The sequence below is a fragment of the Pectobacterium carotovorum genome (assembly GCA_016415585.1).
GTDB lineage: Bacteria > Pseudomonadota > Gammaproteobacteria > Enterobacterales > Enterobacteriaceae > Pectobacterium > Pectobacterium carotovorum_K.
This window is the reverse complement of record CP066552.1, coordinates 1,088,294-1,111,269: the sequence shown is the minus strand read 5'-3', so window position 1 is coordinate 1,111,269 and position 22,976 is coordinate 1,088,294. Positions and strand designations below refer to the sequence as shown.

The 22,976-nt window shown below is 54.2% G+C and carries 19 protein-coding genes and 3 tRNA genes; 14 read left to right on the top strand and 8 right to left on the bottom strand.

All coding sequences use genetic code 11. From position 1 onward, the window contains the following. Window positions 1–1,365: an LOG family protein gene (locus tag JFY74_04950; protein QQG30449.1), complete on the top strand. Its 1,365-nt coding sequence runs from the start codon at window positions 1–3 to the stop codon at window positions 1,363–1,365. A gap of 71 nt (window positions 1,366–1,436) precedes the next feature. After that, window positions 1,437–2,219 carry a flap endonuclease Xni gene (gene xni, locus JFY74_04945; protein QQG29410.1) on the top strand — a complete coding sequence of 261 codons (783 nt, stop codon included), beginning with the start codon at window positions 1,437–1,439 and terminating at the stop codon, window positions 2,217–2,219. A gap of 53 nt (window positions 2,220–2,272) precedes the next feature. On the opposite strand, the gene rlmM is transcribed toward xni, so the two are convergent. The 4 genes from rlmM to JFY74_04925 all read right to left on the bottom strand — a co-directional run bounded on the left by rlmM (window position 2,273) and on the right by JFY74_04925 (window position 5,845). Continuing rightward, on the bottom strand, window positions 2,273–3,373 hold the full coding sequence (gene rlmM, locus JFY74_04940) for a 23S rRNA (cytidine(2498)-2'-O)-methyltransferase RlmM (GenBank protein QQG29409.1): 1,101 nt from the start codon (window positions 3,371–3,373) through the stop codon (window positions 2,273–2,275). Next, window positions 3,366–3,761: a DUF423 domain-containing protein gene (locus tag JFY74_04935; protein QQG29408.1), complete on the bottom strand. Its 396-nt coding sequence runs from the start codon at window positions 3,759–3,761 to the stop codon at window positions 3,366–3,368. Before JFY74_04935 ends, rlmM begins: the two co-directional genes overlap by 8 nt. A 151-nt stretch (window positions 3,762–3,912) precedes the next feature. Then, a complete protein-coding gene (locus JFY74_04930; GenBank protein QQG29407.1) occupies window positions 3,913–4,836 on the bottom strand; it encodes a transcriptional regulator GcvA in 924 nt (307 codons plus the stop codon). Between the two features lie 787 nt (window positions 4,837–5,623). After that, window positions 5,624–5,845 carry a YgdI/YgdR family lipoprotein gene (locus tag JFY74_04925; protein ID QQG29406.1) on the bottom strand — a complete coding sequence of 74 codons (222 nt, stop codon included), beginning with the start codon at window positions 5,843–5,845 and terminating at the stop codon, window positions 5,624–5,626. A gap of 183 nt (window positions 5,846–6,028) precedes the next feature. On the opposite strand from JFY74_04925, the gene csdA reads away from it, so the two are divergent. Both csdA and csdE read left to right on the top strand, forming a co-directional pair. Continuing rightward, on the top strand, window positions 6,029–7,234 hold the full coding sequence (csdA, locus tag JFY74_04920; protein QQG29405.1) for a cysteine desulfurase CsdA: 1,206 nt from the start codon (window positions 6,029–6,031) through the stop codon (window positions 7,232–7,234). A 3-nt stretch (window positions 7,235–7,237) separates the two neighbouring features. Beyond that, window positions 7,238–7,693 (top strand): cysteine desulfurase sulfur acceptor subunit CsdE, encoded by a 456-nt coding sequence (gene csdE, locus JFY74_04915; protein QQG29404.1) that lies wholly within the window; start codon window positions 7,238–7,240, stop codon window positions 7,691–7,693. A 15-nt stretch (window positions 7,694–7,708) separates the two neighbouring features. Here csdE and tcdA read toward each other — a convergent pair whose 3' ends face one another. Next, window positions 7,709–8,527, bottom strand: a complete 819-nt coding sequence (gene tcdA, locus JFY74_04910; protein QQG29403.1) for a tRNA cyclic N6-threonylcarbamoyladenosine(37) synthase TcdA — start codon at window positions 8,525–8,527, stop codon at window positions 7,709–7,711. A 68-nt stretch (window positions 8,528–8,595) separates the two neighbouring features. Continuing rightward, window positions 8,596–10,854 carry a molybdopterin-dependent oxidoreductase gene (locus JFY74_04905; protein ID QQG29402.1) on the bottom strand — a complete coding sequence of 753 codons (2,259 nt, stop codon included), beginning with the start codon at window positions 10,852–10,854 and terminating at the stop codon, window positions 8,596–8,598. A 414-nt stretch (window positions 10,855–11,268) separates the two neighbouring features. Here JFY74_04905 and JFY74_04900 point away from each other — a divergent pair, with 414 nt between their 5' ends. The 7 genes from JFY74_04900 to JFY74_04870 all read left to right on the top strand — a co-directional run bounded on the left by JFY74_04900 (window position 11,269) and on the right by JFY74_04870 (window position 19,542). After that, a complete protein-coding gene (locus tag JFY74_04900; GenBank protein QQG29401.1) occupies window positions 11,269–12,855 on the top strand; it encodes an ABC transporter substrate-binding protein in 1,587 nt (528 codons plus the stop codon). 52 nt (window positions 12,856–12,907) lie between these two features. After that, the gene (locus JFY74_04895) at window positions 12,908–13,894 is read left to right on the top strand and encodes an ABC transporter permease (GenBank protein QQG29400.1); all 987 of its coding nucleotides are present in this window, start codon (window positions 12,908–12,910) and stop codon (window positions 13,892–13,894) included. A gap of 1 nt (window position 13,895) precedes the next feature. Continuing rightward, entirely contained in the window at window positions 13,896–14,831 is a 936-nt protein-coding gene (locus JFY74_04890) for an ABC transporter permease (protein QQG29399.1), read from the top strand. Further along, the gene (locus JFY74_04885) at window positions 14,828–16,549 is read left to right on the top strand and encodes an ABC transporter ATP-binding protein (protein ID QQG29398.1); all 1,722 of its coding nucleotides are present in this window, start codon (window positions 14,828–14,830) and stop codon (window positions 16,547–16,549) included. Before JFY74_04890 ends, JFY74_04885 begins: the two co-directional genes overlap by 4 nt. Beyond that, window positions 16,542–17,795, top strand: coding sequence for an amidohydrolase (locus tag JFY74_04880; protein QQG29397.1), 1,254 nt, complete (start codon window positions 16,542–16,544; stop codon window positions 17,793–17,795). Before JFY74_04885 ends, JFY74_04880 begins: the two co-directional genes overlap by 8 nt. An 84-nt stretch (window positions 17,796–17,879) precedes the next feature. After that, a complete protein-coding gene (locus JFY74_04875; protein QQG29396.1) occupies window positions 17,880–18,581 on the top strand; it encodes a TetR family transcriptional regulator in 702 nt (233 codons plus the stop codon). Between the two features lie 43 nt (window positions 18,582–18,624). Further along, entirely contained in the window at window positions 18,625–19,542 is a 918-nt protein-coding gene (locus JFY74_04870) for a 4-hydroxy-tetrahydrodipicolinate synthase (protein QQG29395.1), read from the top strand. Between the two features lie 88 nt (window positions 19,543–19,630). Here the strand turns inward: JFY74_04870 and mltA are convergent, their stop codons facing one another. Then, window positions 19,631–20,761: a murein transglycosylase A gene (mltA, locus tag JFY74_04865; GenBank protein ID QQG29394.1), complete on the bottom strand. Its 1,131-nt coding sequence runs from the start codon at window positions 20,759–20,761 to the stop codon at window positions 19,631–19,633. 272 nt (window positions 20,762–21,033) lie between these two features. On the opposite strand from mltA, the gene JFY74_04860 reads away from it, so the two are divergent. The 3 genes from JFY74_04860 (at window position 21,034) to JFY74_04850 (ending at window position 21,379) form a co-directional block, all read left to right on the top strand. After that, window positions 21,034–21,110 (top strand) — tRNA-Met (locus tag JFY74_04860). A 68-nt stretch (window positions 21,111–21,178) separates the two neighbouring features. After that, window positions 21,179–21,255: transfer RNA gene (locus JFY74_04855), tRNA-Met, on the top strand. A gap of 47 nt (window positions 21,256–21,302) precedes the next feature. Continuing rightward, window positions 21,303–21,379 (top strand) — tRNA-Met (locus JFY74_04850). A 159-nt stretch (window positions 21,380–21,538) separates the two neighbouring features. On the opposite strand, the gene JFY74_04845 is transcribed toward JFY74_04850, so the two are convergent. Continuing rightward, the gene (locus JFY74_04845) at window positions 21,539–22,783 is read right to left on the bottom strand and encodes an N-acetylmuramoyl-L-alanine amidase (protein ID QQG29393.1); all 1,245 of its coding nucleotides are present in this window, start codon (window positions 22,781–22,783) and stop codon (window positions 21,539–21,541) included. Window positions 22,784–22,976: the final 193 nt, after the last annotated feature.

The following is a 22,976-nucleotide window of genomic DNA, read 5'->3' as shown; positions in this document are numbered from 1 at the left end:
TTGATTACACATATCAGCCCATTGGGATCGATGGATTTGTTATCGCAGTTGGAAGTGGACATGCTGAAAAGCACAGCCAGCAGCGATCTCTACCGTTTGTTTCGCAACTGTTCCCTCGCCGTACTGAATTCCGGTAGCCAGACAGATAACAGCAAAGAGCTGCTGTCTCGTTATGAAGATTTTGATATCAACGTGCTGCGCCGCGAGCGCGGCGTCAAACTGGAATTGGTGAACCCGCCGGAAGACGCCTTCGTTGACGGCAACATCATTCGCGCCTTGCAGGCTAACCTGTTCGCCGTATTGCGCGACATTCTTTTCGTCAACGGCCAAATCGCCAGTGCAGGTCGCTATCAGAACCTGAATCTGGAAAATTCCGCCCATATCACCAATTTGGTGTTCTCTATCCTGCGTAATGCCAGAGCGCTCCACGTCGGGGAAGAGCCAAATATGGTGGTCTGCTGGGGCGGCCACTCGATTAATGAAATCGAATACCAGTATGCTCGCAAGGTGGGCAGCCAGCTCGGCCTGCGTGAACTGAATATCTGCACGGGCTGCGGTCCAGGCGCGATGGAAGCGCCAATGAAAGGTGCCGCCGTCGGTCACGCGCAGCAGCGCTATAAAGAAGGACGCTTCATCGGCATGACCGAACCGTCCATCATTGCCGCCGAGCCGCCTAATCCGCTGGTCAATGAACTGATTATCATGCCGGATATCGAAAAGCGTCTGGAAGCCTTTGTCCGTATCGGACACGGCATCATCATTTTCCCCGGCGGAGTCGGAACGGCAGAAGAGTTCCTCTATCTGCTGGGCATTATGATGAACCCAGAGAATAGCGAGCAGGTGCTGCCGATTATCCTGACCGGGCCGGAAGAAAGCGCAGACTATTTCCGCGTGCTGGACGAATTCATTGTTAGCACGCTGGGCCGTCAGGCGCGCCGTTACTACTCGATCATCATTAATGACGCCGCAGAAGTCGCCCGTCAGATGAAGAAAGCGATGCCACAGGTGAAAGAAAGCCGCCGCCACACGGGCGATGCTTACAGCTTTAACTGGTCACTGCGCATCGCACCCGACCTGCAACTGCCCTTTGAGCCGACACATGAAAATATGGCTGACCTCAACCTGCATCCGAATCAGCCGGCTGAAGAGCTGGCTGCCGCGCTGCGCCGGGCGTTCTCCGGCATTGTGGCTGGTAATGTGAAGGAAGTCGGCATTCAAGCAATTGAGCAACGTGGACCGTACAAAATTCACGGCGACCCGCAGATGATGAAAAGCATGGATACGCTGCTGCAAGGTTTTGTCGCACAGCAGCGCATGAAGCTGCCCGGCAGCGCCTATATTCCCTGCTACGAAATCTGCGCCTAACGGTTCAGCGCTCGGTCATACCTATGTGGGGAAGCTCTGCTTCCCCCTCTTATCACATCAGGAATTACGCGATGTCCGTCCATTTGCTGATTGTTGACGCGCTCAATCTGATACGTCGCATTCATGCGGTACAAGATTCACCCTGTATCACGGCATGCCAACATGCGCTGCATCAACTCATACAAAACAGCCAGCCTACGCACGCGGTGGCCGTCTTTGATGATGAAGATCGCGATACCAGCTGGCGTCACCAGCTCCTGCCGGACTACAAGGCAGGACGCACGCCAATGCCGGAGAATCTGAAGCAGGAACTCCCGCAGATTAAAGCGGCCTTTGCCGCCGTTGGCGTAGCCAGTTGGCATAGCCCCGGCAATGAAGCCGACGATCTTGCGGCTACGCTGGCCGTCAAGCTGTCATCCGCAGGTCATCAGGCAACGATCGTGTCGACTGACAAAGGATATTGCCAGCTACTGGCACCACACATTCAGATCAGGGATTACTTTCAGAAACGCTGGCTGGACCTGCCGTTTATCGAACAGGAATTTGGTGTGTCACCGCAGCAACTTACTGACTATTGGGGGCTGGCAGGCATTAGCAGCAGCAAGATTCCAGGCGTCGCAGGCATCGGCCCTAAAAGTGCCGCACAGCTTTTACAACAGGCGGGGAGTCTGGAGGCGCTGTATCAACAGTTGGATACCGTACCGGAAAAGTGGCGTAAGAAGCTGGAACAGTATAAGGAAATGGCGCTGATCAGTCGTCAAATCGCGACGCTGCGTACCGATTTAACGCTTAATGGCAATCTGCAGCAGCTGAGGCTGCCGGTGCAGAATAGCGCCCCGCCGCATTCTCACTAGCGGATAAATAAGGATGCGTACCTGAGTGACCCCAGATACGCATCAGCACGATACTACCGCTCGTCGCGACGGCCAGGAACCGCGCTCCAGAAACGACGAACATGCACCGTGATTTCTTCACGGTCATGGTACAAATGCTTGGCATGCACTTCGGCATTAATCCCATTTTCGCTCAGGCGCTCACGTAGCACGGCCAGATTCTGCGACACTTCTTCATAGCGCTTCTTCATCGGCAACTTCAGGTTGAATATCGCTTCACGACACCAGCCCTTGATTAGCCAATCGCTCATCAGGCTGGTGACTTTCGCCGGCTTCTCCACCATATCGCACACCAGCCAATACACGTTATTACGCGGTACTTCGAAGCGGAAACCATCCGCCTGATGGTGCATCACCTGTCCGGTATCCATCAGGCTCGGTGCCATTGGTCCGTTGTCTACCGCATAAACCATCATGCTGCGTTTAACCAGTTGGTAAGTCCAGCCGCCGGGGCAGGCACCTAAATCCACCGCGTACATGCCGCTGCCCAGACGCTCATCCCACTCGTCCGCAGGAATAAAGACGTGAAACGCTTCTTCCAGCTTAAGTGTCGAACGGCTTGGTGCATCGGGAGGGAACTTGAGGCGTGGAATACCCATATAAAACGGTGAATTGTTATTGCTATAAGAGTAACCGGCATAGCAGCAGCCGGGCGCAATAAACAACACATGCAGCACCGGACGATCCGCTTTTTCATAACCCAGCATAATCTTATTTTCGCGCAGCGCCGCACGCAGCGGCACAGTGAATTTGCGGCAAAACTTCATCAGCTCTTTGCTTTCATTGGTGTCGGGAACTTCGACGCGCAGCTCCCCCGCTCGCTCAATGGCTCCCGTTAGCATACCCACGATTGGCGTGATGCGGTCTTCCGGCGGCAGATCGCGCAGCAGTTCACCGCTCAGGAACATCTGGCGGGCAAAAATCAACTCATGAAACGGCAGCGTTTTTACCAGACGTTCGGCATCTTCATGCTGATAGCATTCAAACACGACATAGCCACTGTTCTCTTTTACTCGCGCGAAGCCAAAGGCATTATGCTCCGTGGCTTTTTCCGTTATTTCCGCCGCACACTCTTTCTCAAACCCAGAGCGACAATACAAAATGACTTTATTCATGGCGTTTAGCCTTTCTCTTCAGACGCAGTGCGCCAATCAATATTAATATCCACCCCACCAGAAAACAGGCTCCGCCAATCGGCGTCACATAAACCCACAGTTTCAGGTGAGAAAGCGCCAGACAGTACAAACTTCCGCTGAAGAGTACCGTTCCCAACGCCAGAAAAACGCTGCTCCAGTAAAACCACAGATTGGTTCGCTGTTGCATCGCAACCGATAGCGCCAAAATCGCCAGCGTGTGAAATGCCTGATATTCAAGGCCGGTATGTAGCCAGCCCAGCTCCGTTGTGCCCAGCGTTTTGCTGAGAACGTGAGAGCCAAACGCACCTAGCGCGACAAAAGTGAAGCCGCTGATAGCAGCAAACACCAGCATGAAACGACTATTCATCGTAGTTACCTATAATCGTTATTACCTATAAACGAGGTTGCTGACAAAGACCGACGTTTTCATTCTGCAAATAGATCTGTCATCAGTCTGAAACGTAGTTACCTACGTGGGTTATTCGGTCAATCCCTCTTCGACAACCAGTGACACGGCGTCAGCGCGTGCCGTTGTCATAGCGGAAGCGAAATTTTTCCTGTTCGCTGGCTGCCCGCGCCAGAATCCAATGGCGAAAGGCGGCTATTTTACCCAGTTCTGCCTGGCTGTCATGACATACCAGATAAAAAGCATTCCGGCTGACCAGCACATCGTTAAACGGACACACCAGTCGCCCGGCTTCGATTTCCGTTTGTGCCATCACATTATTCGCCAGCGCCACGCCCTGCCCGTGAATCGCCGCCTGCAACACCATCGCACTGTGGCTGAAAATCGGCCCTTGCTGCACGTTAATCTGCACGCCAAGCTGGCGCGTATAGGACAGCCAGTCACGACGCGACGCATCGTGCAGCAGCGTATGTGCCACCAAATCATCCGGCGTTTTTAACGGGTGATTCCCCGTCAGCAATACGGGCGAGCAAACCGGCAGCAGATATTCGGCATACAGCTTTTCAACCCGCAGCCCCGGCCAGTTTCCCCGACCGTAGAAAATCGCGACATCCACATCATCCGCCAGACGATCTTCATCGCGATCCACGGCCTGAATACGCACATCAATCCCTGGATAGTCGGAATTAAAACTTGAAAGACGCGGCACCAGCCAATGAATAGCAAAGCTAGGCAGCAGGCTGACCGTTAACGCACCTTTGGCGCTGCGGGATTGCAACTTACGGGTTGCCTCATTCAAAGAGGAGAAGATCTCTTTGATATCAAGATAGTAACTTTGCCCCTCTTCCGTCAGTAGCAGGGAGCGATTACGACGGCGGAATAATTTAAGCCCCAGGAAATCTTCCAGTGACTTAATCTGGTGGCTGACGGCAGCCTGCGTAACAAACAGTTCTTCTGCCGCTTTGGTAAAACTTAAATGGCGAGCCGCCGCATCAAAAACGCGCAATGCGTTGAGCGGAGGGAGACGTTTTGACATGAATGAAATCTTTTGGTTTACGCTAAATCAGCGATTTATCAGGCACATTCGTACCCAATAACGCTTAAGGTGCAGAAAGGCGACAATCGGAAATCGCCCCAGTCGCACCGCTGTCTACACGATCAAAATAATCGACAGCGACCAACCTCTCCACAACGAAAAAATGATGGGTACATCAATACCCTAAATAATTCGAGTTGCAAGAAGGCGGCAACCGCACGAGTCCCCAGGAGCTTACATGAGTAAGTGACTGGGGTGAGTAAGGGAGGCCAACACACATGCAGCTTGAAGTATGACGGGTATATTAGTTTTTGTAATCCGAGACATTATAATTTGTCCGTTGAGGATGTACCAGCAAATACCTATATTAGCGCAACTTCCTGGGCCGGAACGAAAAGTGCGGAGGGGTGACCTGAGGTGCTTTTGGCTTGTGGTTGTGATGTTGTGTTTGCTATTTGTTTGTCTGCCTTTTGCAGATGTGGTAGCGAGTCTACCCTATTCACTTCCTGTACATTTACCCTGTCTGTCCAAAGTGATTTTTTGTGTAGCACCGCAAATTGCGGTGCTTTTTTTTGCTTACGTTTCACACCTGAATGCCATAACACGCTTATCTAGCATCTGGCATAACTTAACAGGCAACGTGTGATGATATACCCGTCATACTTCAAGTTGCATGTGCGTTGGCTGCGTTCACTCACCCGAATCACTTACCTGAGTAAGCTCGTCGGGATTCCTTCTCTTGCCGCCTGCCTGAAACTCGAATTATTTAGGGTATGGGCAAACGGCACTATTTCCCTTTCGCCATTTCTTTCACATTATCACGGTTAATTTGCTGCTGCTGACCGTAGGCATCGGTATAGTTGATCATACCCGTCTCATCATCCACCTTCGGTTTCCCCTCTGCGACGATGGTACGACCGTCATTGGTATGCATGACGTAATTACTGGAACAGGCTGCCAGAGAAAACGCCATCACGATAGCGGCAAAAATAGAAATTTTATTCTTCATAGTTAATCCTCAATGAATTTAAATGTCTTCTAGTTAACTTTATTCATCAGGAAATCCTGAAAATTAACACTTTAAAGCGTAGCAATAGTTGCTTTTTTTTCCATAAAATCGCATTAGGCATAGTCCTAAACTTGTCTCTCTCGACAAAATGGGACAGGATCTGCCCTCCAAAAGAGGATGCTCATGACACCGTTTAACCCCGCCACTTTTCGCCAACAGTTTCCCGCTCTCCAGCATTCAGCTGTCTATCTTGATAGCGCCGCGACCGCACTGAAGCCGCAGCCCGTCATTGATGCGGTGCAGGCTTTCTATGGTAGCGAGAGTGGTACGGTGCATCGCAGCCAGCATCGCGGCGCGCAGGCGTTAACCCAGCGTTTTGAAGGCGCTCGTGAGCAAGTCGCCACGTTACTCCACGCCGACGATCCGCGTTCGATTGTCTGGACCAGAGGCACGACGGAAGCGATCAATATGGTCGCGCAGAGCTATGCCCGCCCTCGCCTTCAACCGGGCGACGAGATCGTCGTGAGCGAAGCGGAGCATCACGCGAACCTCATTCCGTGGCTGATGGTGGCGCAGCAAACGGGCGCAAATATCGTGAAGTTACCGATAGGCGCGGACTTTTTGCCGGATATCGAACAGCTCGCCACGCTGATCACACCAAAAACCCGCCTGCTGGCGCTGGGACAGATGTCAAACGTGACGGGCGGCCAGCCCGATCTGGCGCGGGCGATTACGCTGGCTCACCGCTATGGTGCGGTAGTAATGGTTGACGGTGCGCAGGGCATCGTTCACTGCCCGCCCGATGTACAGGCGCTGGATATCGATTTCTACGCGTTTTCCGGACACAAGCTTTATGCTCCAACCGGGATCGGCGTGCTGTACGGCAAAACCGCCTTGCTGGAAAGCATGATGCCGTGGCAAGGCGGCGGGAAAATGATGACGCAGGTTTCCTTTGACGGCTTCACACCACAGGCGATTCCACAGCGTTTTGAAGCGGGAACCCCACACATTGCTGGCGTGCTTGGCCTGTCTGCGGCACTAGACTGGCTGACCACGCTGGATTGGCACGCCGCAGAGCAGCACAGCCAGCAGTTAGCGCAGCTTGCCGAAACGTATTTAGCGCAGTTCCCCGGCTTTCGCAGCTTCCGTAGCCCACAGTCCAGCGTCCTGTCCTTTGATATTGCCGATGTGCACCACAGCGATCTGGTTACGCTGTTAGCTGAAAGCGGCATCGCACTGCGTGCTGGGCATCACTGTGCGCAGCCGCTGATGGACGCGCTCGGCGTCAGCGGCACGCTCCGCGCCTCGTTTGCCCCCTATAACAACCAACAGGATGTTGCTGCGCTGATCGCCGCAGTGGGCAGCGCCCTTGAATTATTGATCGACTAAACCATGACCCAGACAACTGACACCACGCACCCTTTTGGCCACCACACCACCGTCGCTGACCTGCTGGCGCGATTCGATGCCTGCCGCGCGTGGGAAGATCGCTATCGGCAGCTCATTTTGCTGGCAAAAGCGCTGCCAACGCTGCCCGAGGTGCTGAAAACCGAGGAAATTTCATTATCCGGCTGTGAAAATCGCGTCTGGCTGGGTTATCAACGTCAGGAAGACGGCAGGCTGCATTTTTACGGCGACAGCGACGGGCGCATTGTGCGGGGATTACTGGCGGTATTGTTAACCGCCGTTGAGGGAAAAACGCCAGAAGCGCTATTGCAGCACGATCCGCTGGCGCTATTCGATAGTCTGGGGCTACGCGCTCAGCTCAGCGCTTCACGTTCAAGCGGGCTGGCGGCGCTGGCCGCCAGAATCAAGGAAATTGCCGAACAAGAGGCTTCACTCAAGTAGAACCATTCAGGCTATTTATTTCTGCAACGCAGACGCTCTTTCCCTTTTCGCTACCATCTTCTTCAGCGCATGAGATACCGCAACAAACCCAAAGGTTGCGGTGACCATTGTCGCGGCGCCAAAGCCTGACGCGCAATCCATACGCATCACCCCATCGGCCGTACTGCGCGATGCACAAACGGAGCCGTCAGGCTGCGGATAAACCAGCGGTTCGCTGGAAAATACGCAGTCGATACCCAGTTTCCCTTTGCTGTTCTTCACCACGTTAAAATCGTGCTTGAGCCGTTCACGCAGCTTGGCGGCCAGCGGATCCTGAATGGTTTTCGCCAGATCGACCACCTCAATGCGGGTCGGATCGATCTGTCCACCCGCACCGCCAGTTGTCACTACAGGGATCTTATAGCGGCGACAGTAGGAGAGCAGCGCCGCCTTCGGGCGCACGCTGTCGATGGCGTCAATCACATAGCTGAAATTCTGGTCGAGCAGCTCGGCCACGTTCTCCGCGCTGATGAAATCATCCACGCAGGTGACGTGACATTCTGGGTTGATCGCCAGAATACGTTCAGCCATCACTTCCGTCTTCGACTGCCCAGTATGCTGACGCAGCGCGTGGATCTGCCGGTTGGTGTTACTGACACACACATCATCCATATCGATCAGCGTGATCGCGCCGATGCCGGTACGTGCCAACGCCTCGGCCGCCCAGGAGCCGACGCCACCAATGCCAATCACGCAAACGTGAGCCTGAGAAAACAGCGCCAGCGCCTGTTGACCATATAACCGCGCGGTGCCGCCGAAGCGTTGCAAATAGGCTTCGGATAATTGCGTACTCATTCAACCAACCTTACGAAAACAAAATCACAGGAAAATAAAACAGCGAGAAAAAACGGCTCAGGATAGCGCTAAACCCGCACGACATCTACCAGACAGCTCATGGCGTTCGGTCCCTGCGTCAGCGGCGACGTGCCGATATCCAGCGTCAGTACATTCGCATTTCCTGATTGTTCAACCGGATGCCACGTTTTCTGGCCGAAGCCGGGCTCAAACCAGGCACCGGTGGACATAATCACCACGCCCGGCGTGACGCCGTCGGTAATCTGTACGCCCGCCAGAATACGGCCACGCGCGTTTCTGACTTCCACCAGAGAGCGGTCGACGATATCCCGTTTGGCGGCATCCTGCGGGTGCATGTACAGCGTCTCTTTTCCTGCGGTTTTATTCGCAGCAACCTGCGGCGTGGCAGCCAACTGGCTGTGCAACCGGTCAGATGGCTGAATGGAAATAAAGTGCAGCGGCCATTCTTCCGAGCTTTTGGCTCCCAGCCATTCAACCGGAGGCTGCCACTCAGGATGCGGTGCAAAATCGGCATAGCCATAGCTGGCGATGGCCGAGCTGAACAGTTCAATTTTACCGCTTGGCGTACTCAGCGCATGCTGCTGCGGATCGCGGCGGAAATCCTCAAAGAACACAAACGGCTTTTCATCCATCGGGATTTCTACATGTCCCTGCTGCCAGAATGCCTCAAATGACGGCCAGCTGTCAGCGGCATCCCGCTGCCTTGCTCGACATTCGTCATACAGGTGTTCCAGCCATTGCTGCTCGCTGCGGTTTTGCGTGAATGCGTCGCCATAGCCCAGACGTTCCGCCAATTCGCTGAAAATATCCACGTCATTACGCGCCTGATGCTGCGGCGCAATCGCCTGATGCATGGCAAAGATAAAGCGATCGCGAGACGATCCGCCGATGTCATTACGCTCCAGCGTGGTAGTGACGGGCAGCACGATGTCGGCCATCTGTGCCGCAGGCGTCCAGACGATATCCTGCACAATCACCGTATCCGGCTTACGCCAGCCGTCCACCAGACGGTTCAACTGCTGGTGATGATGGAACGGATTACCGCCCGCCCAGTGAATCAGATGAATATCGGGATAAGTATGGGTTTCGCCCTGAAAGGTATAAGGCGTTCCCGGATGCAGTAGCATATCGGCAATACGCGCCACGGGAATCGCCAGCCCCGCGTTCGGGGTTGACGGAGACGCGGGTGCAGGCGTTGAAATACGCTCATTGCCGACGCTGTTCATCGAACCGTGACCAAAGGAGAATCCGCCGCCCGGCAACCCCACTTGTCCCAGCATGGAAGACAGCGCAATCATCATCCAATAAGGCTGTTCGCCACGGTGTGCGCGCTGCACGGAGTAAGAGCAGGTAATAAAGCTGCGTACGCCAATCAACTGCTGCGCCAGACGTCGGATGCGCTCGGCAGGAATACCCGTGATGTCGCTAGCCCATTCGGGGGTTTTCACCACGCCGTCGCCGCGACCATGCAAGTAGTCACTCAATTGCTCGTAGCCAACGCAGTAGCGTTGCAGGAAATCCTTATCGTCAGCGCCCAAACGCTGAATTTCATAGCCCAGCGCCAGCATCAGGGCGACATCGGTATTCGGGCGGATTGGAATCCACTCGGCATTCACAAATTCAGGACAATCATCGCGCATCGGGCTGATGTTAATGACCGGAATCCCTTTCGCCACCAGAGCTTCCAGCGCGGGCTTAAGCGTATGGTGCCCGGCACCGCCGGAGGCCACCTGAGCATTTTTCAGCGCCAGACCGCCAAACGCGAGGAAAATATCACAGTGTTCGGCGACGCTGCGCCATTCGGTTACCTTGCCCGTCAGCGGGTGGAAGGTGCCAATCACATACGGCAGGAAGAACTGCGCTGCGCCCCAGCTGTAATTGCCCTGTTGATCGACCGCGCCGCCGCCGGAAAAATAGAAGCGTCGTACCTGAGAACGCGCATGGTGATAGCGCCCGGCCGATGACCAACCGTAGGAACCGGCAAACATGCCGTCCGCACCGTAGCGATCGCGAATACGGCGATTCTCCTGCGCAACCAGATCGAGCGCGACGTCCCAATCCACCTCAACAAAGTCCTCCCGGCCGCGCAGCGTTCTGTCGCTGTTTTCGCGTTTCTGAAGCCAGGAACGACGCACCGAAGGCCGACGGATACGTCGGTCGGAATACACCAGCGGTACGATGGAATCGAGCATGGCGGACGGTGCCGGATCGTCGGCAAACGGCTCACATCGAATCAGTTTGCCGTCTTCAACCACAGCGGTAAACGCGCCCCAGTGCGCAAGATGTGGATAACGTTTAATCGCCATGACAACCTCAGGATAAGTAATTAGCAGGGTGGATAATAACCTGAATTATCCACGCCCCCAACAGCAAGAAGAGTGAATAGCTTATGCGTAATGTGACATTACTTATCCATATTAAAACGTTCGTTTAAAACACGCGTTAGGCTAGGGTTTAACCAGAAAATAAAGAGGTGGTTCAGGCCGTTTTATTATCTTTTCGTTATTCAAACCAGGAACGCAGCATGAAACCCATTACGCCACACAGCAACGGTAATGACGCTATTTCATTACTGCCCCGATGTTGACTTAATTCAGCCTTATTTCTCTTCCTCCTGAAGAGAACGGTTTTTTGTCACCCAAAACACATCACTCAAAACACGCCATTAAAAAAATAAAGGCGGAGCGCACAACGCTGCCCTCTGCATACGGATGGGAAATATGAAAAAAAATCTATTCTTATCAGCGTTGATTCTGACGTCTTCGCTATTCGGCCTTGCCGCACAGGCGGAAACCCTGACGCCCAAGCGCGGCGGCACGCTGAATTTTTTGGCCGAGCCTGAACCGCCTGTATTAACCAGCCTGGTTAGCACCAGCGGCGCGGTGATGAAGGTCAACGCCAAGGTCATTGAAGGCCTGTTGAATTATGATTTCGATATGAAACCGACCCCGCAGTTGGCGACCAGTTGGTCAGTTAGCCCGGACGGTAAACAATATACGTTCCATTTGCGTAAAGGCGTGAAATGGCATGATGGGCAAGACTTCACCTCTGCGGACGTCGCGTTTTCTATTCTGACCGTCAAAAAATACAACTCACGCGGTCAGGGAACGTTTGCCAACGTCACCGAAGTGAAAACCCCCGATCCGTATACCGCGATTCTTGAACTGTCAAAACCCGCACCTTATCTACTGAGCGCGTTCTCCGCCAACGAAGCGCCTATCGTGCCGAAACACTTATATGAAGGCACAAACATTCTGTCAAATCCTCACAATACCGCACCGATTGGTACCGGTCCGTTCGTCTTCAAAGAATGGGTTCGTGGCAGCCATATCCTGTATGAACGTAACCCGAACTACTGGGACACCCCCAAGCCTTACGTTGATAAACTGGTGGTGAAAATCATTCCCGATGCCGCCACTCGCACGATTGCGCTTGAAACCGGCGCGCTGGATCTGGGAAGCGACTCTCCCGTTCCGCTGAGTGAAATTGAACGCATCAAGAAAAACCCCAAGCTGGGCATTGAAACCAACGGCTACGGCTATAGCCCGACGCAAACTCGCATCGAGTTCAATCTGGATAACCCTTACCTGAAGAACCTGAAAGTTCGCCAGGCCATTGCGCACAGCATCAATATTGATGTGTTGAAAAACGTGGTGTGGTACGGCTACGCGGTAAGTTCACCGACACCCATTACGCCGGAGCTGGCGCAGTTCCATGATGCGACGCCCTCTCCTTATGGCTTCGATATTGCCAAAGCGAACCAGTTGCTGGATGAAGCTGGCTTCCCGCGTCAGGCAAACGGTATCCGCTTCAAGCTGGTACATGACTTCATGCCCTATGGCGATAGCTTCAAACGCGTAGCGGAATACCTCAAATCGTCACTCGCCAAAGTCGGCATCGACGTCACCATTCGCTCCCAGGATTTCGCCACCTTCGTTAAGCGCGTTTATACCGACCGCGACTTTGACTTCAACAACGGTTCCATCTCGAATCTGTTCGATCCAGCCGTAGGCGTACAGCGCCTGTACTGGTCAAAAACGTATCAACCGGGTGTGCCTTTCGGCAACGGCTCACATTACAGCAACCCGGAAGTAGACCGCCTGCTTGAGCAAGCCTCGGTGGAAACCAATCCTGAAAAACGCGTGGAGTTGTACAAGCAGTTCCAACGCATCATCGCCACGGATATTCCCGATTTGAACCTGCTCCAGATTAAGCGCCAGACGATTTACAACAAGCGCGTGCACAACGTCGTCACGGATATTCAGGGCGTCAACGGCAGCCTGGCCGACGTGTGGCTGGATCAGTAATCGTAATACAGCATTCCCCTGCGCTGGCAGGGGAACCCCATGAAGGTATGTGATGAATAAAGTAGAACGAATCGGGCGCGTACTGTGGCGAACTCTGCTTAATGCGCTGCCAACGGCCATTGGCATTGTCATTCTGGTGTTTTTCCTATTGCAGTTGGTACCGGGAGACGCCGTTGATGTGCTGGCTGGCGAGTCAGGCAATGCAACCGAAGCGACGATGGCACACCTGCGCGCTCAATTCGGTCTCGATCAACCCATACTGCAACAGCTCTCTGCTTATTTAGGCAATTTGGCGCAGTTCAGCCTCGGCTTTTCGCCTCGCTACAACGCGCCAGTAATGGATCTGATCCTATCACGGTTGCCGGGCACCCTATTCCTGATGCTGCTGTCGCAGGCCTTTGCCATCATCATCGGTATAACGCTGGGAACGATCATGGCAGTGTGGGCAGGCAAATGGCCCGACCGCTTGCTCTCCCTCATCGCGCTGCTGCTCTACTCCACGCCGGGATTCTGGATCGGCCTGATGACACTGATTCTGTTTTCCGTACATCTTGATTGGCTGCCAAGCGGCGGCAATATCACCATCGGCGCGAGCCTGACCGGTTGGGCGTATTTCAAGGATATGTTGCAGCACGCCATCCTTCCAGTCGTGGCGCTGAGCAGCTTTTTTATTGCCATTTATGCCCGTCTGACCCGCGCAGCCATGCTGGAGATCGCCCAGCAGGATTTCGTGCGCACTGCACATGCCAAAGGGCTGTCGCCGCTGTGGGTCACCGTCAGGCACATTCTGCGCTGCGCGCTGCTGCCTATCACTACCGTGGCGGGGATGCACTTCGGCAATCTGCTGGGTGGAGCAGCCGTGGTCGAGACTGTCTTTAGCTGGCCGGGACTGGGCCGTCTGGCGCTGGAAGCGGTGATGGCTCGCGACTTCAACGTCTTATTAGGCGTCCTGCTGCTTTCCGCCTTCTTAGTCATTTTGGCTAACGTGCTGGTGGACTTACTGCAATCCTGGCTCGATCCCCGAATTAAGGCGCGCTGATATGAATCACCTTTCTCCTGAAAATCTCACATCGAAGAAAGCCGCAGCGGACGGCGTTAGCTCAGCGGCAGCTCGCCCGTTAAAAACGCCTTTTCGCCTGTCGCCGGAGGTGCGTGCATTTATCCGCAATCCCGCGGGGATGGCTGGCCTGCTGTTGCTGATTACGGTATTTCTGATGGCCGCCTTCGCACCGTTACTGTATCCCGGCGATCCGCTGGATATGGTTGCTCAGCCTTTCTTGTGGCCGGGCGAGAATCCTGACTTCCCCTTAGGAACCGATTCGATGGGCCGGGATGTCGCCGCCGGCATCGTCCACGGTTCACAGGTTTCCTTGCAGATCGGCTTCTCGGCAGTCATTGTCAGCCTGTTAATTGGCACCGTCGTCGGTGCACTGGCGGGCTATTTCGGCGGTCGAGTTGATGACATGCTGGTTCATATCACCGAACTGTTCCAGACCTTCCCAACTTTTTTGCTGGTCGTGGTGCTGGTCGCCATCGGTTCACCGTCGGTTACGCTGATTTCACTGGCTATCGGGATTGCCTCGTGGCCAACGATTGCCCGTCTGGTACGGGCCGAGTTTCGTTCCCTGCGTGAAAGCGATTTTGTGTTAGCCGCACGCAGTCAGGGATTTTCCAGTCTGCGTATCATCTTTCAGGAAATGCTGCCGAACGCGCTGCCGTCGATCATCGTCACCACATCCGTCATGGTTGCCTCGGCCATTTTGATTGAATCTGCCCTCTCCTTCTTAGGCTTTGGCGATCCGAACCGCGTGAGCTGGGGCAGCATGATCGGCGCAGGCCGGGAATCGCTGCGTACCGCCTGGTTTCTTACCGCCCTGCCCGGCACCGCACTGGTCTTAACCGTACTGTCATTGAATCTGGTTGGCGACGCGTTGAATGATGCCCTGAATCCACGGTTACGGGGGAGAAGCGCATGAAGCCGCTGGTCGATATTCAAGATTTACACGTCGATTTTCCCGGTCATCAGGCCGTTCGAGGACTAAACCTGACGATTAACGCCGGAGAAACGCTGGCGCTGGTCGGTGAATCCGGCTGTGGTAAATCCGCGACGGCGCTGTCCCTGATGCGACTGGTCGCCGAACCGGGAAAAATCAGCGGTCGTATTCTGTTTGATGGACAGGATCTGCTGACCCTGCCGGATCGGCAGATGCGCCAACTGCGTGGCAATGCGCTGTCGATGATTTTTCAGGAGCCGATGACCTCGCTCAATCCGGTGCTTTCCATCGGGCAGCAGATTAGCGAAACGCTGCGATTGCATGAGGCGCTGACGCCTGCACAGGCACGGGCGCGCGCCATCGAATTGCTGGATCTGGTCAAGATCCCAGAACCCGCTCGCCGGGTGGATGACTATCCACATAACCTTTCTGGCGGACAGCGTCAGCGCGTCATGATCGCCATGGCGGTGGCGTGCCGACCGCGTCTGCTGATTGCCGATGAGCCGACCACGGCGCTGGACGTTACCATTCAGGCACAGATTCTGGCGCTGCTGGATAACCTGCGTCGTGAATTCTCGATGAGCCTGCTGCTGATTACCCACGATCTTGGGCTGGTGGCGCAATGGGCTGACCGCGTGGCGGTGATGTATGCCGGGCAAAAGGTAGAAGAAGCACAGGCGGCTGACCTGTTTCAGTCATCCACACACCGCTTCTCTCCCAAGCACAGCTATACACGCGGGCTGTTAGCGACATCGCTACACATGGATCAGGACAGGCACTACCGTACCCATCGGCTAGCGGAAATCCATCATGCGCCAACGGACGAAGGCTTTACGCTGCTGACACCGCCCACCTTGATTCACCGAGCCATCGATACAAACCAGCCGCCGCTGATCTCGCTGAAAAACATTCATACCCGCTATTCAACAGCGCAGGGCAAGGTGCTGGCCGTTGACGATGTGTCACTGACTATTTTACCCGGAGAAACCCTCGGTCTGGTGGGCGAATCCGGCTGTGGTAAATCCACCCTGTCCAAAACCATTCTGCGCCTGCTACCGCCGTCACACGGGCAGATCGTGTTCGATGGGCAAGACATCACCACGCTAAAAGAATCACGGCTGAAAGCGTTACGTCAGCGGGTGCAGATGATTTTTCAGGATCCGTACGCTTCGTTGAATCCACGCCACAGCATTCAGCATATTCTTGAAACGCCACTGATTGTGCACGGCCTTGGCGATCGTTCGCAGCGACAGCAGGCAATCAAAAATATCATCGATCGTGTCGGCCTGCCGCAAAGCAGCCTGAGTCGCTATCCCCATGAATTTTCCGGCGGGCAGCGCCAGCGTATCGGCATTGCCCGTGCGCTGGTGGTGCGCCCTTCACTGGTGATTTGCGATGAGCCAGTGTCCGCACTTGATGTCTCTATTCAGGCACAGATCCTCAATCTGTTAGTTGAGTTAAAAAACGAAATGGGCCTGTCGCTGCTGTTTATTTCCCACGATCTCGCCGTGGTGCGTTATATCGCCGATCGGGTCATGGTCATGCAAAACGGACGCTGTGTGGAAAGTGGCGATCACCACAGCATCTGGCATCAGCCACAACACCCGTACACCCGCAAGCTGATCGATGCCGTCCCCGGCGGCGGGCAGCGTGATGCGCTTGTGTCTCCACAGCCAATGAGCAGACAGGCGCATGGATAAGAACAGAGAACACATGATGAATACACCGACACCACCCGCTATTGACCAAACGGCGATGGAATTGGTCATTCAGGATTTTTTACCTGAGCTGATTGCGATTCGTCACCATATTCATCAACACCCAGAAATCGGTTTTGAAGAGTTTGCCACCGCGCAATTAGTGGCAGAAAAGCTGACGGCGTGGGGGCTTGCCGTCACGACGGGCATCGGTGGAACGGGCGTGGTCGCCACACTACATGGTCGTTATCCCGGTGAAGACAGCATCGGCCTGCGGGCAGATATGGACGCGCTGTATATCAATGAGAAAACGGACCTGCCCTATGCCTCGGTGCATGCTGGGAAAATGCATGCCTGCGGACATGATGGACACACCACCATGCTGCTGGGTGCCGCACGCTATTTGTCTCAACACCCCAACTTTGCTGGCACGGTACATTTTATTTTCCAGCCAGCGGAAGAAGGGTTGGGCGGCGGGCTTGCCATGCTCAATGACGGCCTGCTGACCGCGTTCCCCTGCAACCGACTCTTTGGTCTGCATAACAAACCCGGTATCGAAGTGGGCAAATTCGCGATTCGCAGCGGTCCAATGCTGGCAGCCAGCGATACCTGGCAGGTCACATTTCACGGCACGGGCGGACACGGCGGTTCAGGCGTCCACCTTTCTATCGACCCGACGCTGCCCGCCGCACAATTTATGCTTGGCTTACAAACCATCGTCAGCCGTAACGTTCCCGCGATGGACGCGGCGGTGCTCAGCATCGGTCACATTCAGGGCGGCGATATCCACGCCCCGAACGTTATCCCCGATAGCGTCACCCTTAAAGGAACCGGGCGGAGCTACTCGCCGAGCGTTCGCCACCTGCTGGAAACGCGCCTGCGAGAGCTGGCACACAGCACTGCACAAGGCTTTGGTGCAACGGCCGACGTGCACTATGAACGGCAATATCCCGCGCTAGTCAACGATACGCACGCCACGCAGTTAGCCGTTAATGCCGCCGCGCAGGTGGCCGGCCTCGAACAGGTTGAAACCGCGATGACGCCGCTACTGGGCGCAGAAGATTTTGCCTACATGCTGGAGCGGCGCCCCGGCGCATTCATGATGCTGGGTAACAGCGACAAAAAGGCGTCCAACGTGCATCACCTGCATACCCCGCACTACGACTTTAATGACGCGCTGATCCCACTAGGCATCCGCTATTGGGCAACATTGGTTTATCAAGAGCTGGGTTTTCAAGAACTGGCCTAGCGACAGCGCATTTTCTACGGCCTCACTATCACAACGCATGACGTCGGTGCCCCCGACGGCGAGCGTGAGCAAAAAGGATGAATCATGGTGGCGTTATTGAAAACCAAAGATCAAAGCAAAGAAAAAGAGGCAGACATTAAACAGCGCATCCTGCGTGAAGCCATCACGATCTTCGCCTGCAAAGGCAGTGAGCTAACGACGATTCGCGAAATAACGGAAGCCACCAACGTGAATGTGGCGTCGGTGAATTATTACTTTGGCTCGAAAGAAGGATTACTGCGTGCCGTGTTGGACAACGTCCTCGGCCCGTTAAATGACGAAAGAACGCGTCTGCTGGATGAGGTGGAAAAGGCGAATAATGGTGATGAACTGCCCGTTGCCGCGCTGCTGGATGCGCTATTGCGCCCGCTGGTTAAAACAGCTCGCACGCCCGACGGCGGACGTATTGTCGTTCGCCTATTACAGCATCTGCGGGCGACACCGGGTCTGGAGGTAACCGCCTTGCTTTCGGCCCAGTTCGATCACGTCGCTCACCGTTTCATCGATGCCTTTTCCCGTGCGCTGCCGGAGTTATCGCGCGCGGAGGTTATCTGGCGTTATGAATTTGCCCGTGGTGCCGCCATGCACGTGTTAACCGACGCCGACCCGCGTTCTGGCCGTCTGGCGTTGCTTTCCAAAGGGCTATGTGACAACCGCGATGACGATCGCGTGCTGTCGCATCTATTACGTTTTGTCGAGGCGGGTTTTACCGCCAAACCACTGACTGAGACATCACTTCAGTCCTGATTTTTAGTTATTCGCAACACGTTTACATTGACAGGAAACAGACATGAGCAGAGAAAAAATTGAAGGGTCATTCGTTGCCCTCATTACGCCTTTTAATGACGATGGCAGCGTGGATTTCGGCGCATTTGAGGCGTTATTAAAATTCCAGGAAGACAACGGCACCGCGGCCGTTTTGATTATGGGCTCAACGGGGGAAGTGTCCATGCTGTCCCCAGATGAGAGAAAGGCGATCATCCGCCGAACCGCGCAATACAGCACCAGCAAAATGAAGCTGTTCTACGGCTGTACTGGTAACAATACCGATACCACCATTGACTATGTTCGCTATGCGCATAACAACGGCGCAGACGGTGCCATTATCGCCGCCCCCGCCTATATCTGTGCCAGCGAGAGCGATATCGAAAGCTACTTTCTGGAAATTGCAGACGCGACCGATTTGCCGTTGGGGATTTATAACAACCCGCCGCGCGTAAAAACGGACCTGCACTGGACATCGCTGCTGCGTATTTTCCAACACCCGAACTACGTTATTCATAAAGAATCCACCACCCGCGTGGGTCAGGTGGCACAAGTTCTGGCAGGCAATCCCGATGTGTCGGTGATGTGCTGCGACTCCCCCAATCTGGGTCTGGTGGTGCCAACGATGTCGTTGGGAGGGCATGGGACGGCCAACATGACCGGCAATATTGCCCCAGCAGAACTGGCTGAAATTTCTCGTCCGTGGAAAAACGGTGGGGATGCAGAGCGCTTCCGTAAGGCCTATCAACATTTGCTGCCGCTGCTGCATTACACCTACTCGGCAATCAATCCCGTGGCGGTGAAATCATTGATGAAGGCGGTGGGTTTACCGGCAGGCAGCCTGCGCCGTCCGCTGCGGGGTTTACAGGGCGAAGCGTTGGATTCAGGTATTCGTATCGTGAATGAATTAGGGCTGAGCAGCAAATACGGCTTTAACAGCTGATTCTGTTCTGGTGCGTGGAGAGCAAGCGTTTCATCTCAGAAGTGGCTCATCTTTACACCACTTCTGAGATTTCAAACGAAAGAGATGACTACTGTGGATTGTTGACTAACAGCGATCCTGAAGCATTCGTCGGGCTGCTTTGCGCGTTCCTCAAAACCCAGACCCGGCCATAGTGGTTATAGAAGCCAGCCGAGTGACCCGCATCAGGCCCAATGCCCTGATACATATCGAAGTGTTGGCCTTTAATCGCCCCGCCGACATCCAGCGCAATCATCAGGCGCATTTCATACTTGCCAGTGAATTTACCTACGTTATCCAGCAGCGGCACTTCCATTAACAGAGCCGTACCTGCCGGGATCAGCGAACGGTCAGAAGCAACAGAGGCTTTCGCCACCAGCGGCACGGCGCTAGCCCCTTTGACGGGCGCAGACATCATTGGCTTAAAGAACACAAAGGAAGGATTCTGCTCAAACAGTTCACGCACTTCATATTCGGAATGCTGCTCCGCCCATTTGCGGATCGCCTGCATCGACATATCTTCACGCGCAACTTCACCACGATCGATCAGCACCTTACCAATACTGCGGTAGGCATGGCCGTTCTTGCCAGCATAGCCGAAGAACGTCAGCGGGCGTCCATCGCCAAAATCAATATAGGCGCTGCCCTGCACTTCCATCATGAAGTTATCGACCAGCGAATTAGTCCAGGCGAGAACCAGTCGCTCATCCAGCGCACCTGAATAAATGCCAGCACGATCTGGCAGTCGGCGGTTATTTTTGCCCTTTGACGGCATAGCATATAAAGGATGGCGGAATTCACCCTGACGGGTATGGCGCGCCTGCAATACCGGCGTGTAATAACCGGTGAACTGAACGTTACCAAAGTTATCGACGCCTTCCATCTGCCAGGCGTTCAGACCAAACTTGCTCAGCTCGCGGGTATCCGCACCTGACATCATCCAGTTTTCAATCGCCCGAAAGGTCGTATTATTGCGCGAATACAGATTAGGTGACGCCGACCGGATTTCAGAAACCTGAGTCATAAAATCCCGTGCGTTGACCGGTTTTCCTTTGGCATTAGGTTCATTCACCAATTCCAGAGGCTGGTTGAGGTGACCATCTTTATATTGCTGCCCGCGATCGGTTGGCCTGGATTGGCACCCCGCCAGAATGGCAATGACCACTGCGGTCAGCACGTATTTTCCCCACCGTCCCTTCATCTTTGCGCTCGCTTTTTACATCAAAAAATTTACCGTCGAACGATAACAAACGGCTATCGAGAAAGGAATGGGACAGCATATAAATCCACGGATCAAGTGTGTTCCGTTCGGCGCACGGCGCAACAAAAGTCAGGGGATTCTGCTTATCGCCATATTACGGTCACAAAACAACCTATCAGGTGGTAAATCAATCACCTGACAACCCAATGCCGCGCTTTTTATAGAAATAGGTTGCATCAATGCTCATGGAGAGTATAGTGCGCATCCACGGACGCGGGGTGGAGCAGCTTGGTAGCTCGTCGGGCTCATAACCCGAAGGTCGTCGGTTCAAATCCGGCCCCCGCAACCAATTGATGTGAGTCGTCCATCAAGAGAAGTGAAAGTAGTAAAGAGAGTTAATAGTAAAGTTAGTACGGACGCGGGGTGGAGCAGCCTGGTAGCTCGTCGGGCTCATAACCCGAAGGTCGTCGGTTCGAATCCGGCCCCCGCAACCAATTGATGTGAGTCGTCCATCAAGAGAAGTAAAGATAAGTCATACGGACGCGGGGTGGAGCAGCCTGGTAGCTCGTCGGGCTCATAACCCGAAGGTCGTCGGTTCGAATCCGGCCCCCGCAACCAACTAAGACTAAAACGATAAAGCACCTTAACTGGTGTTTTTTTGTTTTTTGCGTCATCTATTTTCCATGCAGTTCCTACACCACGTCCCAGACCGATTTATTCCCTCTGAACCGCGCCAGCAAGACGCGGTCACCGCACGTGCTACATCGACAACATCAACTACCGTTCGGCCTGACTGGCAAAGTAGGCTTTAATTCCTGCAAAAATGGATTCCGCAATTTGCTGCTGGAAATGGCTAGTGCGCAGCTTACGCTCTTCTTCCAGATTGCTGATAAATGCCGTCTCAACCAGAACAGACGGAATATCCGGCGCTTTCAGTACCGCAAATCCGGCCTGATCGACGCTGTTTTTATGCAGATGATTCACCCTACCCAGCCGGGTCAGGATCTCTTTACCAAACTTCAGACTGTCGCTGATGGTCACGGTCTGCACCAGATCGAACATAGTGTGATCCAGATAGCGATCGCCGCTCATGCTCACGCCACCGATCAAATCCGATTCGTTCTGGGTCTCTGCCAGAAATCTGGCAGCGGTACTGGTTGCCCCTTTCTTCGACAGCGCAAAAACCGACGATCCTCTTGCCGATCGATTGGTAAACGCATCCGCATGAATCGAAATGAACAGATCGGCACGCTGCTTGCGCGCTTTCGCCACCCGCACGCGCAGCGGAATGAATACATCTTCATTACGCGTCATATACGCTTTCATGTTGGATTCATTATCGATCAGCTTGCGCAGGCGGCGGGCGATTTGCAGCACGATGTCTTTCTCGCGCGTTTTATTCTTGCCAATCGCACCAGGATCTTCACCGCCGTGACCAGGGTCGAGCATGATAATCAGCGGACGATCCCGCCCAGCCTTCCCGGCTTTCGGCGCTTCTGCTGGCAGCGTACGTTCCAGATCGCCTTTGTTGTAATCCTCCAGCAGCGCCAGCAGCGGATCGTCTTCGTTGTCGTAGCGCCCTGCGGCAGGATACAAATCCAGCACCAGCCGGTGCTTGAATTCAGCCACCGGCCCCAGCGTAAAGACCTTGGTCGTCGCCTGCTGCTTGAGTTCCAACACCAAGCGCACCGTGGTTTTATCAAACTGTCCGATGCGCGCTTCTTTAATCAGCGGATCGTTATCTGACGTAAACTGGCTGGCTATCTCCTTCAGCACACTATTCAAATGAACATTTTCGATATCCACCACGATGCGTTCAGGATTACTCAGACTAAACTGTTTATATTTCAGCGGGTGATTGGACTCCAGCGTGACGCGGGTATAGGCGGAAGACGGCCAGACGCGCACGGCAACGACCTGTGTCGCCGCCGCTATCCCTACACCACTTACGCTTAACAGCCAGGTTGCTGCTGCGGTTTGTAATAGACGCCGTCGAGTCAAATGATGATTCGAATGAGACATGCCACTCCGATCTGATTGCTGTGCGCTATCCTGCGCTGTTGCATTGCCAATGCACTGGATAGGTCATTAAAAAATGGATAAAGGTAAAAATTGTCAAAAACTTTAACGAATCTGTCTCACTCTGTCATGCAAAAATCCTATTCATGCCCGTCATACTTCAAGCCGCATGTGCGTTGGCAATACTCGACTCATA

What these genes read in the sequence shown, in the direction of transcription:
- xni (QQG29410.1), top strand. Translation starts at nt 1,437, where the DNA reads ATGTCCGTCCATTTGCTGATTGTTGACGCGCTCAATCTGATACGTCGC.
- rlmM (QQG29409.1), bottom strand. Translation starts at nt 3,373, where the DNA reads ATGAATAAAGTCATTTTGTATTGTCGCTCTGGGTTTGAGAAAGAGTGT.
- JFY74_04935 (QQG29408.1), bottom strand. Translation starts at nt 3,761, where the DNA reads ATGAATAGTCGTTTCATGCTGGTGTTTGCTGCTATCAGCGGCTTCACT.
- JFY74_04930 (QQG29407.1), bottom strand. Translation starts at nt 4,836, where the DNA reads ATGTCAAAACGTCTCCCTCCGCTCAACGCATTGCGCGTTTTTGATGCG.
- JFY74_04925 (QQG29406.1), bottom strand. Translation starts at nt 5,845, where the DNA reads ATGAAGAATAAAATTTCTATTTTTGCCGCTATCGTGATGGCGTTTTCT.
- csdA (QQG29405.1), top strand. Translation starts at nt 6,029, where the DNA reads ATGACACCGTTTAACCCCGCCACTTTTCGCCAACAGTTTCCCGCTCTC.
- csdE (QQG29404.1), top strand. Translation starts at nt 7,238, where the DNA reads ATGACCCAGACAACTGACACCACGCACCCTTTTGGCCACCACACCACC.
- tcdA (QQG29403.1), bottom strand. Translation starts at nt 8,527, where the DNA reads ATGAGTACGCAATTATCCGAAGCCTATTTGCAACGCTTCGGCGGCACC.
- JFY74_04905 (QQG29402.1), bottom strand. Translation starts at nt 10,854, where the DNA reads ATGGCGATTAAACGTTATCCACATCTTGCGCACTGGGGCGCGTTTACC.
- JFY74_04900 (QQG29401.1), top strand. Translation starts at nt 11,269, where the DNA reads ATGAAAAAAAATCTATTCTTATCAGCGTTGATTCTGACGTCTTCGCTA.
- JFY74_04895 (QQG29400.1), top strand. Translation starts at nt 12,908, where the DNA reads ATGAATAAAGTAGAACGAATCGGGCGCGTACTGTGGCGAACTCTGCTT.
- JFY74_04890 (QQG29399.1), top strand. Translation starts at nt 13,896, where the DNA reads ATGAATCACCTTTCTCCTGAAAATCTCACATCGAAGAAAGCCGCAGCG.
- JFY74_04885 (QQG29398.1), top strand. Translation starts at nt 14,828, where the DNA reads ATGAAGCCGCTGGTCGATATTCAAGATTTACACGTCGATTTTCCCGGT.
- JFY74_04880 (QQG29397.1), top strand. Translation starts at nt 16,542, where the DNA reads ATGGATAAGAACAGAGAACACATGATGAATACACCGACACCACCCGCT.
- JFY74_04875 (QQG29396.1), top strand. Translation starts at nt 17,880, where the DNA reads ATGGTGGCGTTATTGAAAACCAAAGATCAAAGCAAAGAAAAAGAGGCA.
- JFY74_04870 (QQG29395.1), top strand. Translation starts at nt 18,625, where the DNA reads ATGAGCAGAGAAAAAATTGAAGGGTCATTCGTTGCCCTCATTACGCCT.
- mltA (QQG29394.1), bottom strand. Translation starts at nt 20,761, where the DNA reads ATGAAGGGACGGTGGGGAAAATACGTGCTGACCGCAGTGGTCATTGCC.
- JFY74_04845 (QQG29393.1), bottom strand. Translation starts at nt 22,783, where the DNA reads ATGTCTCATTCGAATCATCATTTGACTCGACGGCGTCTATTACAAACC.